Here is a 14648-nt window from a genome sequence, read left to right as displayed (position 1 = left end):
CCGATCGGCGCGCCCGGCTGGTGCCGGGGGAGGAGCTCGGTGATCATCCGGCCGCGGAGGCGGCCGCGTTCGCGGCGGCCGTGCGCGCGGAAGTGGATCGGCGCAAACGACTGTCGGGGCTGCGCGATTTCGACGACCAGCTGGTGCTGCTGCACGATGTGCTGGCCGACCCGGTGCACGGGGAACGAGCGTGCCGGCGGATCCGCGCGCGGTTCCGGGTGACGCTGGTGGACGAATTCCAGGACACCGACCCGCTGCAGTGGGACATCCTGCGCCGGGTCTTCCACACCCACACCACGCTCGTCCTGGTCGGCGACCCCAAACAGGCGATCTATGCCTTCCGTGGCGCCGAAGTGCTGAGCTACCTCGACGCCGTCGCCCACGCCGACGCGCGCCGGGAACTGGACACCAACCGCCGCAGCGATGCCGGTCTGCTGGCGGCGCTGCATCACCTGCAGGGCGGCGCGGCGCTCGGACATCCGGAGATCACCGTGCCCGCGGTCCGAGCGGTCCGGCCGCACAGTCGGCTGACGATCGGCGCGACGGCCGCGGTTCCCTTACGGCTCCGGTGTTTTCCGCGGCAGGGAGCCGGCCCGCTGAACGGCAGCGGGTTCCCCGTGGTCGGCCGCCAGCGCGACCGGGTCGCCACCGATCTGGCCGCCGATATCGTCGCCACGCTCGAATCGGGCGCGCGGATCGACGATCGGGACCTGGGCCCCGGCGATATCGCCGTGCTGGTACGGACCCGCGCGCAGATCGATGTCGTGCGTGCCGCGCTCGACCGGGCCGGGGTGGCCTCCGTCCTGGCCGGCGGCGCCAGCGTTTTCGACACCGTCAGCGCCACCGACTGGCTGTGGGTCCTGCGCGCACTCGAACAGCCGCATCGCGGCGACCGGGTGCGGCTCGCGGCGACCACCCCGCTGCTCGGGCTCTCGGCCGCCGACCTCGACGCCGGTGGCGCGGATCTGGTGGGGCGGTTGAGCACTCAGCTCCGCGACGCCGCCCGATTGTTCGCCCGCGCCGGGTTCGCGGCCGTATTCGACCGGCTCAGCGCGCAGGCCCGGCCCGCCCCGCGATTGCTGGCGCAGAGCGGTGGCGAGCGTCGGCTCACCGATCTGCGGCATATCGCCCAGCTGCTCGACGAGGTGGCCGCCCGGGAATCGCTGGGGCTGACCGCGCTCACGCGCTGGCTGGCGGATCGAGTCCGCGATCCGGCATCCGGCACCGTCTCCGGCCGCAGTCGCCGGCTGGATCGCGACGCGGCCGCGGTCCAGATCGCCACCGTACATGCCAGCAAGGGGCTGGAATTCCCGATCGTCTATCTGCCGTTCGCGTGGGACGGCGCGAAGAATCCGAACCCGGCCACCCTGCTGTTCCACGAGGACGGCGAGCGGGTGCTCGACGTCGGTGGCCCCGAGGCGCCCGGGTATGCCGACCACCGGCGCCGCTGCGAGGCCGAGGAGGCCGGGGAGGAACTACGCCTGCTCTACGTCGCCCTGACCCGCGCCCAATCCCAGGTGGTGGCGTGGTGGGCGCCGGCGTACGGCACCGCCGCCGCCCCGCTGCACCGGATGGTGCTCGGTCGTACTCCCGGCAGTGCGGAGGTGCCCGCCCGCAGCGAGGTTCCGCCCGATCCGGTGGTCCTGCACCGGTTGCGGGAATGGGCGAGTGCGGCCGGGCCCGGCCTGATCGAGATCGAGCCGGTGCGCGCGGCCGCCGCGGCGACCCTGCGGTCGGAGCGGGACCGGCCCGGCGCGGTCGAACTCGCCGCCGCCCGGTTCACCCGCACCATCGACCACGACTGGCGGCGCACCTCGTATTCGGCGCTCACCGCCTCGGCCCACGATTCGGTACCGGGACCGGCGGATGTGGTCGACGGCGGCACCGACGAACCTCTCTCGCCCGCACCGGAATTGGAGCCGCCCGTGCCCGCGGCCGAATTCACCGAGGCGACGCCGTCGTTGATGAACGGCCTGCCCTACGGCGCGGAATTCGGCACCCTGGTGCACGGGGTGCTGGAACTGGTCGACACCGATGCGCCGGATCTGGCGGCGGAGGTGCATCGTCGGTGCGAGCACGCGGTGGCCGAGCTGATGGCCGATATCGACCCCGCGGAGCTCGCCCGCGCCCTGCACGCGGTGTTGCGCACACCGTTCGACCCGGTGCCGCTGGCCGAGATCCGGTCGCGGGACCGGCTGAACGAATTGGAATTCGAACTACCGTTGGCCGGCGGTGACGATCCGGTCGCCACCCGAGTGACGGTGCGGCGAATCGGCGATCTGTTACGCGCGCATCTGCGCCCCGACGACCCCTTCGCCGGGTACGCCGATGCCCTCGACCATCTCGACGACGTGCCGTTGCGAGGCTACCTGACCGGCAGCATCGACGCCGTATTGCGCACTGCCGGACCGCGTTTCGTGGTTGTCGACTACAAGACCAACCGGCTCGGCAGCGGAGATCTGACCGTCGCGCACTACCGCCGCGACCGGATGGCCGAGGAGATGACGCGTTCGCACTATCCGCTGCAGGCGCTGCTGTATTCCGCCGCGCTGCACCGCTATCTGCGCTGGCGGCTGCCCGACTACGATCCGGACCGGCATCTGGGCGGGGTGCGGTATCTGTTCGTACGCGGCATGGTCGGACCGGCCACGCCCCCCGGGCACGGCGTATTCGACTGGGATCCGCCCGCGCCGCTGATCGTGGCGCTGTCGGATCTGCTGGCCGGGGGGAGTCCACGATGACGGCGATCGGCATCGCGCAACGCGCCACCGGGTTGCTGCGCACGTTCAATGCCGCCGGGGTGTCGTCGGCCGCGGATGTGCACGTGGCGCTGCGGCTGGGTCGCCTCGGCGGCGAATCCGGCGAGCAGGTGTTGCTGGCGGCCGCGCTCGCGGTGCGTGCAGTCAGATCCGGCTCGGTCTGCCTGGAGTTGCGGCGCATGCACGAAATCGGCGTCGACGGTGAGGGTTTCGATCTCGGCGCGGTGGAGCCGGTGGATCCGGCGGCACTGCCGTGGCCCGACCTCGACGAGTTGTGCGCGGCGTTGCGGGTGAGTCCGCTGGTGTGCGGGAGCCCGGCGGGTCCGCTGTGCCCGCTGCGGCTCGTCGAATCCGACGGCGGGCCGCTGCTGTATCTGGACCGGTACTACCGGCAGGAGCAGACCATCCGGGACGTGCTCGCGGAGCGCGCCACCGGCCATCCGCTCGTCGATCCGGAGACCGTGCGCCGCGAACTGGATCGCCTGTTCCCCGGCACAGGGGGGCCCGGGGCGGCGCCCGACCGGCAGCGCATCGCGGCGGCGGTGGCGGCCACCAGCTGGACCACCGTCGTCGCGGGCGGTCCGGGAACGGGGAAGACCCACACCATCGCCCGCATCCTCGCGCTGCTGGTCGCGCATCACCGGGCGATGAAACAGACCACGCCACTGCGCATCGCGCTCGCCGCTCCGACCGGAAAGGCCGCGGCGCGGCTGCAGGAATCGGTGCGAGAGCAGGCCGCCGACCTGGATCTGCCGGAGTTGACCGCCGCCACCGTGCACCGCCTGCTGGGCTGGCAGCGCGGGGGCACCACCCGCTTCCGGCATCATGCCCACAATCGCCTGCCCTACGACGTCATCGTGGTCGACGAGACATCGATGGTGTCGCTGACGATGATGAGCCGGCTGCTGCCGGCCGTGCGTCCCGACGCCCGGCTGGTCCTGGTGGGCGATCCGGATCAGCTGGCCTCGGTCGACGCCGGCGCGGTCCTGGCCGACCTCGTCGCCGGGCCGGTGCTGGGCCCGGCGAATCCGCTGTTGGAGCGGATTCTCGGCACCGAGGCGGCAAGCGTCGGCGCCGCCGGTGAGGGATTGTCCGATCGCGAACGTCATCGCCTGCGCGGCGGCATGATTCGGCTCACCCGTGGTCGCCGGTTCGGCGGCCGGATCGCCGAGCTGGCGGTCGCGGTGCGCGCCGGCGACGCGGACACGGCGTTGGCGCTGCTCGCCGACGGCGGCACGGAGCTGGCACTACACGAACCCGACGAGATCGCCGACGTCCGTGCCGATGTGGTGCGGGCGGCGCGGGAGTGCACGGCCGCCGCCGAGATCGGCGATGCCGCGGCGGCATTGCGGGCGATGGAATCGCACCGGTTGCTGTGTGCGCACCGACAGGGCCCGTTCGGGGTCGAACGCTGGGACCGGATGGCGGGCGCCTGGGTCGCGGCCGCCGGCATCGGCACGGAATCCGTTGCCGGGCAGTGGTTTCCCGGGCAGCCCCTGCTGGTCACCGCCAACGATCACGAGGCCCGCATCTACAACGGCGACACCGGCGTCATCGTGCGCGCCGCCGACGGCGGGTTGCGCGCCGCACTGCAGCGTGGCAGCGAACCCTATCTGGTGCACCCCACCCAATTTCCGAGCGTGACCACGGTGTACGCGATGACCATCCACCGCAGCCAGGGCAGTCAGTACGGCGCGGTCACGATCGTGCTGCCCGGTCCGGAATCCACCCTCCTGACCCGCGAACTGCTCTACACCGCGATCACCCGCGCCCGGCAGCGGGTGCGGATCATCGGGACGGCCGAGGCGCTCGAGGCCGGCATCTCCCGGCGCGTGCTGCGCGCGAGCGGCCTGCGCGGCTGAGCCGTGCTCACCCCTGTGCGGGCGCGAAGATCCCCGGAATCGTCAGGGCGAGTTCGACATCCTCGCGGCGCCCGAGGGTGACCAGGACGGTGCGGATCATCGTCAGCCGGGCCGCGGCCACCGCCTCGGGATCCGGATCGGCGCCCGGCGCGGTCGCCAGCGATATCTGGTAGACCACGAAGGCGCACACCTGCAGGGCGGTGTCGAGGTCGAGTGGGGTGGGCAGCTCTCGGCCCAGTGTCCGGAATTTCGAGCGCACCAGCGCGCGGATATCCTCGAAGGCCCGTTCGCGGTAGCTCGACACGGGTGAACTCGGGTCGTGCAGTTCGGCGAAGACCGGCCGCAGCATCGGGCCGTGGCCGCGCGCCCAGTCCAGATAGGCGTCGATGATGCCGATGCCCAGCGCCACCGGCTCGTCCGAGCGTTCCAGTGCGGCGCGGATACCGCCCACCAGACCCTCGTTGGATCGGGTGAGGACCACGTCGAGTGGTGCCGTCGCATTGGCGAAGTAGCGGTAGAACGTCGGCCGGGAGATGCCGGCGGCGCGGATGATCCGGGCCACGCTCAACCCGTGCGAGCCGAATTCGGTGAACGCCGCCGCGGTCGCCGCGACGATCCGGGCGCGGACCTCGTCGGCCTGTTCCGGGGTCTGGGGCGGGCGGCCGCGGCGATTCCGGCCGGCGGTGCTGACCACCGCGTCCTCGGGCATCCGCATTCCTCCTGGTCGGCACCGGTGGGCTTGACACCGCCCGGTGTCACCCCATTAATCTAACACCAGTGTTAATCTAACACTGGTGTTAGAGAAAATGCCGGACATGCACCGATCGAGAAGGCTGCTATGACGACCGCCCCGGAACTTGCTCCCGCCACGGCCCTGCCGCGCGACCTGGTGGACCGATTGATCGCCCGCGCCGTGGCCGGCGGCGCCCCCTCGGTGCCGGTGTTCGCCCCGGCGACGGGTGCGAAGATCGCCGACCTGCCGCAGTCGTCCACCGCCGATATCGACTCCGCCTTCGCCACCGCCCGGGCCGCTCAGCGAGAGTGGGCGGCCGTGCCGGTGCGGGAGCGGGCCGCGGTGCTGCGGCGCTTCCACGATCTGGTTCTGGCCGAACAGGACACCGTCCTCGATATCGTGCAGACCGAGGCGGGCAAGTCCCGAGTGCACGCATTCGACGAGGTCGGCGATGTGGCGGTGAACGCCCGCTACTACGCCGCCACGGCCGAACGGTTGCTCGCCACCCGCACCCCGCGCGGCGTGCTGCCCATGCTGACCCAGGTCGAGGTGCACAACCGGCCCAAGGGCGTGGTCGCGGTGATCTCCCCGTGGAACTACCCGCTGGCGTTGGCGGCCTCCGATGCGTTGCCGGCGTTGCTGGCCGGAAATGCCGTCGTCGCCCGGCCCGACAACCAGACCGCGTTGACCGCGCTGTGGGCCATCGACGCCGCGGAGCGGGCCGGTCTGCCCGCCGGCCTGTGGCAGGCGGTCCTGGGCCGCGGTGCGGCGATCGGCGGTGAGGTGATCGCGCGTGCCGATTACGTCGACTACACCGGTTCCAGCGCCACCGGACGCACCATCGCACAGCAGGCCGGCCGGCGATTGATCGGCTACTCGCTGGAACTGGGCGGTAAGAATCCGCTGCTGGTGCTGGCCGATGCCGATGTGCGCACGGCCGCCAGAATCGCGGTGCGGGCCTGTTTCGCCTCGGCCGGGCAGCTGTGCGAATCGATCGAGCGCATCTACGTTCACGACCACGTCTACAACCGCTTCGTCGACGAATTCGTCGCGGCCACCAAGGCGGTGCGGCTCGGCTCGGCACTGGACTACTCCTACGAGATGGGTTCGCTGACCTTCGCGCGCCAGCTCGACACCGTCACGGCCCACGTCGAGGATGCGGTCGCCAAGGGCGCCACCGTCCTGGCCGGCGGCCGGGCGCGACCGGATCTGGGCCCGTACTTCTACGAGCCCACCGTGCTCGCGGGCGTGCGGCCGGGGATGACGGTGTATCGCGAGGAGACCTTCGGGCCGGTCGTGTCGGTCTATCGCGTGCACAGCGACGACGAGGCCGTCGAGCAGGCCAACGACACCGCCTACGGCCTCAACGCCAGTGTGTGGAGCCGGGATACCGCCCGCGCCCGGGCGATCGCGGCGCGCATCGACGCCGGCTCGGTCAACGTCAACGAGGGCTTCATCGCGGCGTGGGGCAGTGTCGCGGCGCCCTCCGGCGGGCTCGGCATCTCCGGCAGTGGGCGCCGCCACGGCCCCGAAGGATTGCTGAAATACGTCGACACCCAGACCGTCGCCGTGCAGCGCGCGCTGCCGATCGCGCCGCTGCCGGGGATGTCGGAGGCACTGTGGGCGAAGACCATGACGCTGTATTTCGGCGTGATGAAAGCGTTGCGGCAGAAGTGATCTCGCCCGGATCGGGCATCTCGGAAAGGAACGGATATGGATACGGTCGCGGGCAAGCGGGTACTGATCACCGGCGCGGCGATGGGGCTGGGTAAGTCCTTCGCGCAGCGGGCGGTGCGCGAACAGGCCGCCGATGTGGTGCTGTGGGATATCAACGAGGCCGCGCTGAAGCAGACGGCCGCGGAGTTGTCCTCCGGTGCGGTGAGCCGGGTCCACCACTACGTGGTCGACGTCTCGGATCAGCAGTCGATCATCGACGCCGCGGCCGCGGTCCGGTCCGAGGTCGGCGATATCGACATCCTGGTCAACAACGCGGGCATCGTGCGCGGCAACGGCTATTTCTGGGAGACCGAGAACCGCGCCGATATCGACAAGACGATGGCGATCAACTCGCTGGCGCCCATGTACGTCGCGCTGGAATTCCTGCCCGCGATGGTGAACCGCAAATCACCGGCGCGGATGCTGAACATCGCCTCGTCGGCGGCGCTGGTGTCGAATCCGCGGATGAGCGTGTACGCCGCCTCCAAATGGGCGGCGCTGGGCTGGTCGGATTCGGTGCGTCTGGAACTCGAGCAGTCCGGCAACGACCATGTCAAGGTCACCACGGTGTGCCCGACCTACATCAACACCGGAATGTTCAACGGCGCCAAGGGTTTCTGGTTCACGCCGATCCTCGAGCAGGAAGAGGTCGTCGACACCGCCTGGCGGGAGATGAAGAACGGATCGGCGTTGGTGGTGCTGCCGTGGACCTCCCGGCTCAACCGCGCCATCTCCGGGTTGCTGCCGCTGAAGGTGCGTGACTTCTACCTGAACAAGGTGGGCGTGTACCACTCGATGGACGAGTTCACCGGCCGCACCTCCTGATTCGGTTCAGGCGGTTTCACCGGCCCGGTCGCGCCAGGGCAGGGTGACCGGTTCCGGTGGAATCCGCCCCGCCAGCAGGTCACCGAGCAAGGCGGCCAGCCCGAGCGGGTAGACTGTCTGGTCGGTGCCGGCCAGTTCCGCCCTGCTCCACCAACGATATTCGTGAATACTCGCGGTCTCGTAGTGCAGTAGGTTGCTGGTGTCCAGCGCGGCCCCGGTGGTGGTCAGGCGGTGGAAGAAGTAGTCCTCGCGGAACAGGCCCGACAGCCAGCCCGGGATGTCGAGGTGTCCGGAGGCCACCGCCACCTGAGGGCCGAGCTCGTCCGGAGTGAGGTGTAATCCGGTCTCCTCGCCGAGTTCACGCGCGGCCGCCTCGGCGGGTGTTTCATCCCCGTCGAGGCCGCCGCCGGGGGTGATCCAGTACAGCGGATCCACGGTGCCGCGGTAGGCGATGAGCAGTATCCGATCCTCGGCGTCCGCGAGAATGACCCGGCCCGACCGCCGCACATATCGCTGCTCCACACCGAGCGATGCTACTGGTTCGGTCGAACACGTCGTCGCCGTGCGGTGCCGCCCGCGGCTCGGCGCAGCGGCAGGTGACCGGATCACCGGGTGTGCGACCGTGTTCCGCAGACGACGGTGGCGCCGTAGTCGTCGGACCGGGCGACCTCGGCCCGCAGGCGGCCGCCGTGGACGATCCCCACCGCCGTCTCGATCTGGTCGGTGCCGATCTCGACCAGCAGGCAGCCGCCGACCGTGAGCCACGGCGCGGCCGTCGCCGCCACCCGGCGCAGCACGTCGAGCCCGTCGGCGCCACCGTCGAGGGCGACCCGCGGCTCGTGTTCGCGAGCCTCCGGCGGCATCCCGGCGATCCGCCCCGTCGGGACGTAGGGGGTGTTGGCCAGCAGCAGATCCACCCGGCCGACGAGTTCGCCCGGCAGGGCCTCGAACAGATCGCCGTGGAAGACGCGGCCGCCCAACGGCTCCAGATTGCGGCGGGCGCAGGCGACGGCGGTGGGATCGATATCGGAAGCGACCACGTCGACGTCCACCCCGCGGGCCCGCAGTGTCGTGGTGGCGGCCAGGCCCAGAGCGCCGGAGCCGCAACACAGATCGACCACGGTGCGCCGGTCCCCGGATCGCGCGCCGGTGCGTCGCACGGCCTCCTCGATCAGGAAGACGGTGCGTTGCCGCGGGACGAAGACTCCGGGACCGACCGCGACCCGCACGCCGCCGAATTCGGTCCAGCCGAGCAGGTATTCGAGCGGAACACCGGCGACGCGCCGATCGACCAGAGCGGCGAGTTCGCGCGGCGAGGTGGCCGCCTGCCGCAGCAGATCGGCCTCCTCCTCGGCGAAGACGCAGCCCGCGGCGCGCAGGGTGGCGACGAGCGGGTCGGCGGTAGCGCTTTCGGACGGATCACGGCTCACCCGACCATTCTGGTCGGTCGATCGAGGACCGACACCCCTGCTATCGGGAGGCGGGCAGCAGGAAGGTGCGGGTGGCGTCGAGGTAGATACCGCGCTGGGCGGCCTTCGACGGCGGCGGCAACTGCGATACCAATTGATCCAGCGAGGTCGTCGCGCCCACCACCCGGGTGCCCGCGACGATGAAATCGGCCACCGCGCGGCGAATGTGGTTGGGCGAGGTCACCACCACGGCACTGGTCGCGCCCGCGTCTCGCAACATCCGGCTGGCGAACAGCGCGTTCTGCACGGTGGACGTGGCGCGGTCCTCGACCAGTACGCGGGTGGCCGGAATACCGTGGCCGATGAGCCAGCCCGCCATCGCGGCGGCCTCCGGCACTCCGTTCTGCGGATTGCCACCGGTGACCACGATCGGCGAGAACGGCGCGGCGATGGCCTGCAACCAGGCGGCGGTCAGCCGATTGACCAGCTCCGGCCGCATGCTGCCGTCCGGCAGCAGCCCGTAGCCGAGGACCACGATGCCGGTCTGCGGGCCGATCAGGGCCGGCAGGGGATTGGGCAGCGTGCCGACGGCGGCGCCGATGGCGCCGATCAGATTGCGTGCGCCCTGCGCCATCTCGGGATCGATGGCGGCGAGGCGGTTGAAGGCGGTTTCCCGGGTGATCAGATCGCCGGTGTAGTCCGACCAGATGCCCTGCAGGGCCAGCGCCTGCGCGTCGTCGGGAGCCTGGTCCAGCAGCGCGCGCAGGTCGGCGAGGCCGGCCGCGTCGTTGCCGTTGACGAAATTGGTCTGAGCCGAGTTGTACAGCGGCGCCGGTCCGTCGGCGGCCGTCGCGGTCGCGGTCACGGGCCCGACCAGCAGGGCGGCGGCCGAGGCCGCGACCAGAAGATGCTTCACACGTCTTGCGATGTTCACTGCAGTCGACACCTTTCCGGGCGAGCGGGATCACGCATGGGTGGTATTGGCACAACCGAGCCCACGATACGGCGCGATTCGGCCGACACCCCGGATTTGCGCCGTCCCGGTCCGGGTTCCGGGCCGGTGGTGGCGGGCGTCGCCGCTGGTGCGCGGCCCGATAAGGTGACCGGGTGGACACCATTTCGCTGACCGGCAAACAACTCGCCGCCGACCTGAACGCCGAGACGAAACAACGCGCCGCCGCGCTGGCCGAATCCGGAGCCGCGCCGCGCCTGGTTCTGGTCGTCGCCAACGACGATCCGGCCAGCGGATGGTATGTGAATTCGCTGCAACGCGCGGCGAGCCGACTCGGAATCGACTGTGAGACAACCGATCTCGGAACACAGGCAAGCGCCGAGGAGATCCGTGCGGCACTGGCGAAACTGAGCGAGGACCCGGCCGTGCACGCGGTGATGCTGCAGACCCCGCTGCCGGACGGCGTGGATCTCAACGATGTCAGCTCGGCGATCGCGGCGGCCAAGGATGTCGACGGGGTGAGTCCGCTGTCACTCGGGCTGCTGGCCGCCGGTCTCCCGGGATTCCCGCCGGCAACCGCCCAGGCGGTGGTCGAACTCGCCAAACATCACGACATCGACCTGGCGGGTCGGCATGTCGCGGTGGTCGGCCGCTCCAATGTGGTCGGCAAACCGCTGGCACAACTGCTGCTGGCGGAGAACGCCACCGTGACGGTCTGCCATTCGCGCACCACCGACCTGCCCGCGGTCACTTCGGCCGCCGATATCGTGGTCGCGGCCGCCGGACGGGCGGGGCTGATCGGCGCTGCGCATGTGCGCGAGGGCGCGGTGGTGATCGATGTCGGCACCAACGAGGGACCCGACGGCAGCATCGTCGGCGATGTGGATGCGGCCGCGGTGCAGGGTCGCGCCGCGGCGCTCAGCCCGGTGCCGGGCGGCGTCGGCCCGGTCACCACCGCCCTGCTGATGCGGCACGTGGTGGCGGCCGCCGAAGCCGCGCGCTGATCACCAGTGGGTGGTCACCGGATCACCCACACTCACGTTGTCGTAGTACCACTCGGCATCGGCGGGTGCGAGATTGATGCACCCGTGGCTGACGTTCGTATTGCCCTGCTGGCCCACCGACCACGGTGCCGAGTGCACGAAAACGCCGCTCGAGGTGAGGCGTTCGGCGAATTCACCGGTCAGGTAGTAGCCCTCCGGATCGTCGAGCGGAATGCCGATGGTGCGTGAATCGAAGATGATGGTGCGGTCCTTCTCCATGACGGGGAAGGTCCCAACCGGGGTCTCGCGGCCCGGTTTACCCATCGACGCCGGCATCACGCGCGGCGGCTGGCCGGGAATGAAGACGGTGAAGGTGTGCGCCGACATGTCGGCGTCGGCGGTGGTGCCGCCGTCGGTCCGGAATTCCGATCGGGCATTGCCCGCGGTCACGGTGAACCGCGAGTCGGCCGGCAGGAATCCGGACGAGGTCCAGACCAGTTCGCGGTCGCTGGTCCACGAGAACGATCCGGGCGCGGCACCGACGTGCACGGAACGTTCGGCCCGGGCGCGATCGGGCACCGGCGCGGTGAATCGGACGGTGACCGGGCTGGCGATCCCGACCACGGCGCCGTTCGCCGGTGAGATCGAGGCCACGGATGCGGTCTGCGGTGTCACGAGCACCGCGGTCGCGGTGCCGGATGTGACCGCGGCGAGTAGTGCGATAACTGCCGCCAGGAACAGTTGACGCATCATGTTCCTCATGGCTCCACCCCCTCAGGTGGTTTGCGTTCGGACCCTCGATTCTATGTCCGGATGATCATGAACCCCGGAATAGTTCTCGCTTCGTAATGACAGTTACGGCGTGGCAAACCAAGGGTTGCGGGGGTGTGTGGTAGTGCCGATCAGCCCACGACGGCGGCGAGGACGTCGGTGTGCAGGGCGTCGGCGCGCGCGAAGATCTCCTCCACGCGGCGCAGCGCCGGCGCGAACTCCTCGGCCTCGTGGTCGCCGAGCGAGGCGACGTTGATGGCGATATTGAGTTGTGAGCTCGCTGCGGCGGCCCGGGCGGCGTCGGCGGCGGCGCCGATGTCGGTGACCACATTCGGATTGCCGATCGGCAGCAGATCGGCCGCCAGTGACAGCACCTCGTCGGCCTCGGCGACTACCGTCGCCGGAACGCGCGCGGCCTGCAGCAGTGCCGCGGTGATGGCCTCCTTGCGGGCGGCGATCTGTTCGTCGGTGTCCTTGGGGAGCTTGTAGGCGTCGCCCACCGCCGTGAAGGCCGCGGCATCGGCGTCGGCGAGGGCCAGCGCGCGCTCGCGGGCGGCGTCGGCGGCGGCGATGATCCGATCGATGGCCGGGCGATTGTCGGCGTCCTTGGCCCGGGTGGTGTAGCGGGCGACCATGGCGACCAGGGCCGCGCCCTGGGCGGCGTGCAGTGCCGCGACCGCGCCACCGCCGGGGGCCGGGATCTTGGCGGCGAGATCGTCCAGGTAGCGGCCGATCGTCGAACTTCCGAACGTCGTGGTGTCCGGCGACGATGCGGTGTCCTGAGACATGCTGCGGGGCCTCCCGTTTCGAAGGATCGGTGCGATACGCCGACCACCGTACCGGGCCGGCGGCCACGCGACCGAGTCGGCCGGTGCCGCCCTGTCGACGCGGGCGTGCGGGCGGTGTGCAGGATGGAACCCGGGCCGCCCCCGGCGGTGGTCGTGCTTGTTTACGCGTGGCGCAGTGGGTTACTGTCACTGCAACTGGGTGCATATGAACGGAGTTGCATAAGATGCGGATCGGGTTGGGCATCAACTATGCGGGGGGCTTCAAGGAAGTCGCGGCCGAGGTCGCCGATCTGGAACGAGCCGGGCTCGACATCGTCTTCGTCCCGGAGGCCTACTCCTACGACGCCGTCAGCGGCCTGGGTTATCTCGCCGCAAAAACGGAACGGGTACAGCTGGCCTCGGGCATTCTGCAGCTCTACACCCGCACGCCGACGCTGACCGCGATGACGGCGGCCGGACTGGACTACGTCTCCGACGGCCGCTACATCCTCGGCCTGGGCGCCTCCGGGCCGCAGGTGATCGAGGGTTTCCACGGCGTGCCCTACGACGCCCCGATCGGGCGCACCCGGGAAGTGGTCGAGATCTGCCGCAAGGTGTGGCGGCGTGAACGGCTGGAATACCAGGGCAAGTACTACACCGTGCCGCTGCCCGCCGAGCGCGGCACCGGCCTGGGCAAACCGCTGAAGCTGATCAACCACCCGGTCCGGGACCGGATCCCCGTGCTGCTGGCCGCGCTCGGGCCCAAGAACGTCCAGCTCGCGGCCGAACTCGCCGAGGGCTGGCAGCCCATCTTCTTCCTGCCGGAGAAGGCCCGCGAGGTGTGGGGGGACGCACTGGCCGCCGGTCGGGCCGAGCGCGCCCCGGAGCTGGGTGAACTCGACGTCTACGCCGGCCCGGCGCTGGCCATCGGCGACCACGTGGAACCGCTGCGCGAATTCGTGAAGCCGCATCTCGCGCTGTACATCGGCGGGATGGGCGCCAAGGGCAAGAACTTCTACCACACCCTGGCCACCAAATACGGCTACGGCGCCGAGGCCGACCGCATCCAGGAGCTGTATCTGGCCGGCAAGAAGGACGAGGCGGCCAAGGTGGTGCCCGACGATCTGGTGCGTGACATCTCGCTGATCGGCTCGGCGGGATTCGTAAAGGAACGGGTGGCCGCGTTCCGTGAGGCCGGTGTGACGGTGCTCAACGTCGTTCCGCTGGCCGCCACGGCGCCGGAACGGGTGAAACTGATCGAACAGCTGCGCGAACTGGTCTGAAACGGTCGTTGCCGGCGGTCCGGCTCTCGGACCGCCGGCAACGAGAATTCCGTGCGGATGTGCGGGTCAGCCCTGATGCAGCGCCGCCAGGGCGGCGTCGAGCGTCGGATGCAGGGCGAAGACCTGATCGAGATTGGTGAGTTTGAGCTGTCTGCTGGTGGCGGGCCCCTCGGCGACCAGGACGATGCGGGTCGCGGAGCCGGCCCGCTGATGGGCGGCTACCAGGGCGGCCATCCCGGCGGAGGCCAGAAAGCTCACCTGCAGCAGGTCGATGATCAGCGCCGCGGGTTTGCCGCCGAGGGTCGCCTCGATGGCATTCTCGAGTGCGGGGGCGGTCGCCAGGTCGACCTCGCCGGCCACCGTGAGCACGGTCGCATCGTCGTGCACGGTGACCGAGGTGGTCATCGCGTCGGCGAGGGGATACGCGTCTCCGGAAGTGTTGGTCACGGCTGCCAATCTACCCGGTAGCCGTGACCGGGGCCGGGTCGCGGGGCAATTGCTTTGCGCCGCAACGAGTTCGATGGTCGGACCAGGTATCCGTGCCGGTGTGTAATCGGCTCGGCAGCGGGTAGTCGCCGCGAGTATGCA

The 14648-nt window shown here is 70.3% G+C and carries 13 protein-coding genes; 6 read left to right on the top strand and 7 right to left on the bottom strand.

Features of this window, described 5'->3' with window-relative positions; genetic code table 11:
* Positions 1-2741: UvrD-helicase domain-containing protein (locus ON37_RS13875; RefSeq protein ID WP_040719713.1), on the top strand; the 2741-nt coding region annotated here is incomplete at its 5' end.
* The gene (gene recD, locus ON37_RS13870) at positions 2738-4621 is read left to right on the top strand and encodes an exodeoxyribonuclease V subunit alpha (protein WP_040719695.1); all 1884 of its coding nucleotides are present in this window, start codon (positions 2738-2740) and stop codon (positions 4619-4621) included. The genes ON37_RS13875 and recD, both read left to right, overlap by 4 nt.
* 7 nt (positions 4622-4628) lie before the next feature.
* Here recD and ON37_RS13865 read toward each other — a convergent pair whose 3' ends face one another.
* Complete coding sequence (locus tag ON37_RS13865) at positions 4629-5330, bottom strand: TetR/AcrR family transcriptional regulator (protein WP_051031571.1); 702 nt, start codon at positions 5328-5330, stop codon at positions 4629-4631.
* Between the two features lie 129 nt (positions 5331-5459).
* Here ON37_RS13865 and ON37_RS13860 point away from each other — a divergent pair, with 129 nt between their 5' ends.
* Complete coding sequence (locus ON37_RS13860; RefSeq protein WP_040719693.1) at positions 5460-7031, top strand: succinic semialdehyde dehydrogenase; 1572 nt, start codon at positions 5460-5462, stop codon at positions 7029-7031.
* Between the two features lie 36 nt (positions 7032-7067).
* Positions 7068-7895, top strand: coding sequence for an SDR family NAD(P)-dependent oxidoreductase (locus tag ON37_RS13855; RefSeq protein WP_040719691.1), 828 nt, complete (start codon positions 7068-7070; stop codon positions 7893-7895).
* A gap of 6 nt (positions 7896-7901) precedes the next feature.
* Here the strand turns inward: ON37_RS13855 and ON37_RS13850 are convergent, their stop codons facing one another.
* The 3 genes from ON37_RS13850 to ON37_RS13840 form a co-directional block, all read right to left on the bottom strand.
* Positions 7902-8417 (bottom strand): NUDIX hydrolase, encoded by a 516-nt coding sequence (locus tag ON37_RS13850; RefSeq protein WP_040719690.1) that lies wholly within the window; start codon positions 8415-8417, stop codon positions 7902-7904.
* Between the two features lie 83 nt (positions 8418-8500).
* Complete coding sequence (locus ON37_RS13845; protein ID WP_040719689.1) at positions 8501-9325, bottom strand: putative protein N(5)-glutamine methyltransferase; 825 nt, start codon at positions 9323-9325, stop codon at positions 8501-8503.
* 40 nt (positions 9326-9365) lie between these two features.
* On the bottom strand, positions 9366-10220 hold the full coding sequence (locus ON37_RS13840) for a YdcF family protein (protein WP_040719687.1): 855 nt from the start codon (positions 10218-10220) through the stop codon (positions 9366-9368).
* Between the two features lie 191 nt (positions 10221-10411).
* Between ON37_RS13840 and ON37_RS13835 the strand changes: the two genes are divergently transcribed.
* Positions 10412-11260 (top strand): bifunctional 5,10-methylenetetrahydrofolate dehydrogenase/5,10-methenyltetrahydrofolate cyclohydrolase, encoded by an 849-nt coding sequence (locus ON37_RS13835; RefSeq protein WP_040719685.1) that lies wholly within the window; start codon positions 10412-10414, stop codon positions 11258-11260.
* On the opposite strand, the gene ON37_RS13830 is transcribed toward ON37_RS13835, so the two are convergent.
* Both ON37_RS13830 and ON37_RS13825 read right to left on the bottom strand, forming a co-directional pair.
* Positions 11261-12001: a L,D-transpeptidase gene (locus tag ON37_RS13830; protein WP_040719683.1), complete on the bottom strand. Its 741-nt coding sequence runs from the start codon at positions 11999-12001 to the stop codon at positions 11261-11263.
* Positions 12002-12141: 140 nt separating this feature from the next.
* Positions 12142-12798, bottom strand: a complete 657-nt coding sequence (locus tag ON37_RS13825; protein ID WP_051031566.1) for a cyclodeaminase/cyclohydrolase family protein — start codon at positions 12796-12798, stop codon at positions 12142-12144.
* A gap of 224 nt (positions 12799-13022) precedes the next feature.
* Between ON37_RS13825 and ON37_RS13820 the strand changes: the two genes are divergently transcribed.
* Complete coding sequence (locus ON37_RS13820; RefSeq protein ID WP_040719682.1) at positions 13023-14060, top strand: LLM class F420-dependent oxidoreductase; 1038 nt, start codon at positions 13023-13025, stop codon at positions 14058-14060.
* 66 nt (positions 14061-14126) lie between these two features.
* Here ON37_RS13820 and ON37_RS13815 read toward each other — a convergent pair whose 3' ends face one another.
* A complete protein-coding gene (locus ON37_RS13815; RefSeq protein WP_051031570.1) occupies positions 14127-14465 on the bottom strand; it encodes an STAS domain-containing protein in 339 nt (112 codons plus the stop codon).
* Positions 14466-14648 lie beyond the last annotated feature (183 nt).

It is taken from the genome of Nocardia veterana NBRC 100344 (assembly GCF_000308855.1).
Lineage (GTDB): Bacteria > Actinomycetota > Actinomycetes > Mycobacteriales > Mycobacteriaceae > Nocardia > Nocardia veterana.
The sequence above is the reverse complement of the archived record's forward strand: the minus strand, read 5'-3'. Positions and strand labels throughout refer to the sequence as shown.

Bases quoted from the DNA above. Each gene is read 5' to 3' on its own strand.
- recD (WP_040719695.1), top strand. From the start codon at position 2,738: ATGACGGCGATCGGCATCGCGCAACGCGCCACCGGGTTGCTGCGCACG.
- ON37_RS13865 (WP_051031571.1), bottom strand. From the start codon at position 5,330: ATGCCCGAGGACGCGGTGGTCAGCACCGCCGGCCGGAATCGCCGCGGC.
- ON37_RS13860 (WP_040719693.1), top strand. From the start codon at position 5,460: ATGACGACCGCCCCGGAACTTGCTCCCGCCACGGCCCTGCCGCGCGAC.
- ON37_RS13855 (WP_040719691.1), top strand. From the start codon at position 7,068: ATGGATACGGTCGCGGGCAAGCGGGTACTGATCACCGGCGCGGCGATG.
- ON37_RS13830 (WP_040719683.1), bottom strand. From the start codon at position 12,001: ATGAGGAACATGATGCGTCAACTGTTCCTGGCGGCAGTTATCGCACTA.
- ON37_RS13825 (WP_051031566.1), bottom strand. From the start codon at position 12,798: ATGTCTCAGGACACCGCATCGTCGCCGGACACCACGACGTTCGGAAGT.
- ON37_RS13820 (WP_040719682.1), top strand. From the start codon at position 13,023: ATGCGGATCGGGTTGGGCATCAACTATGCGGGGGGCTTCAAGGAAGTC.
- ON37_RS13815 (WP_051031570.1), bottom strand. From the start codon at position 14,465: ATGACCACCTCGGTCACCGTGCACGACGATGCGACCGTGCTCACGGTG.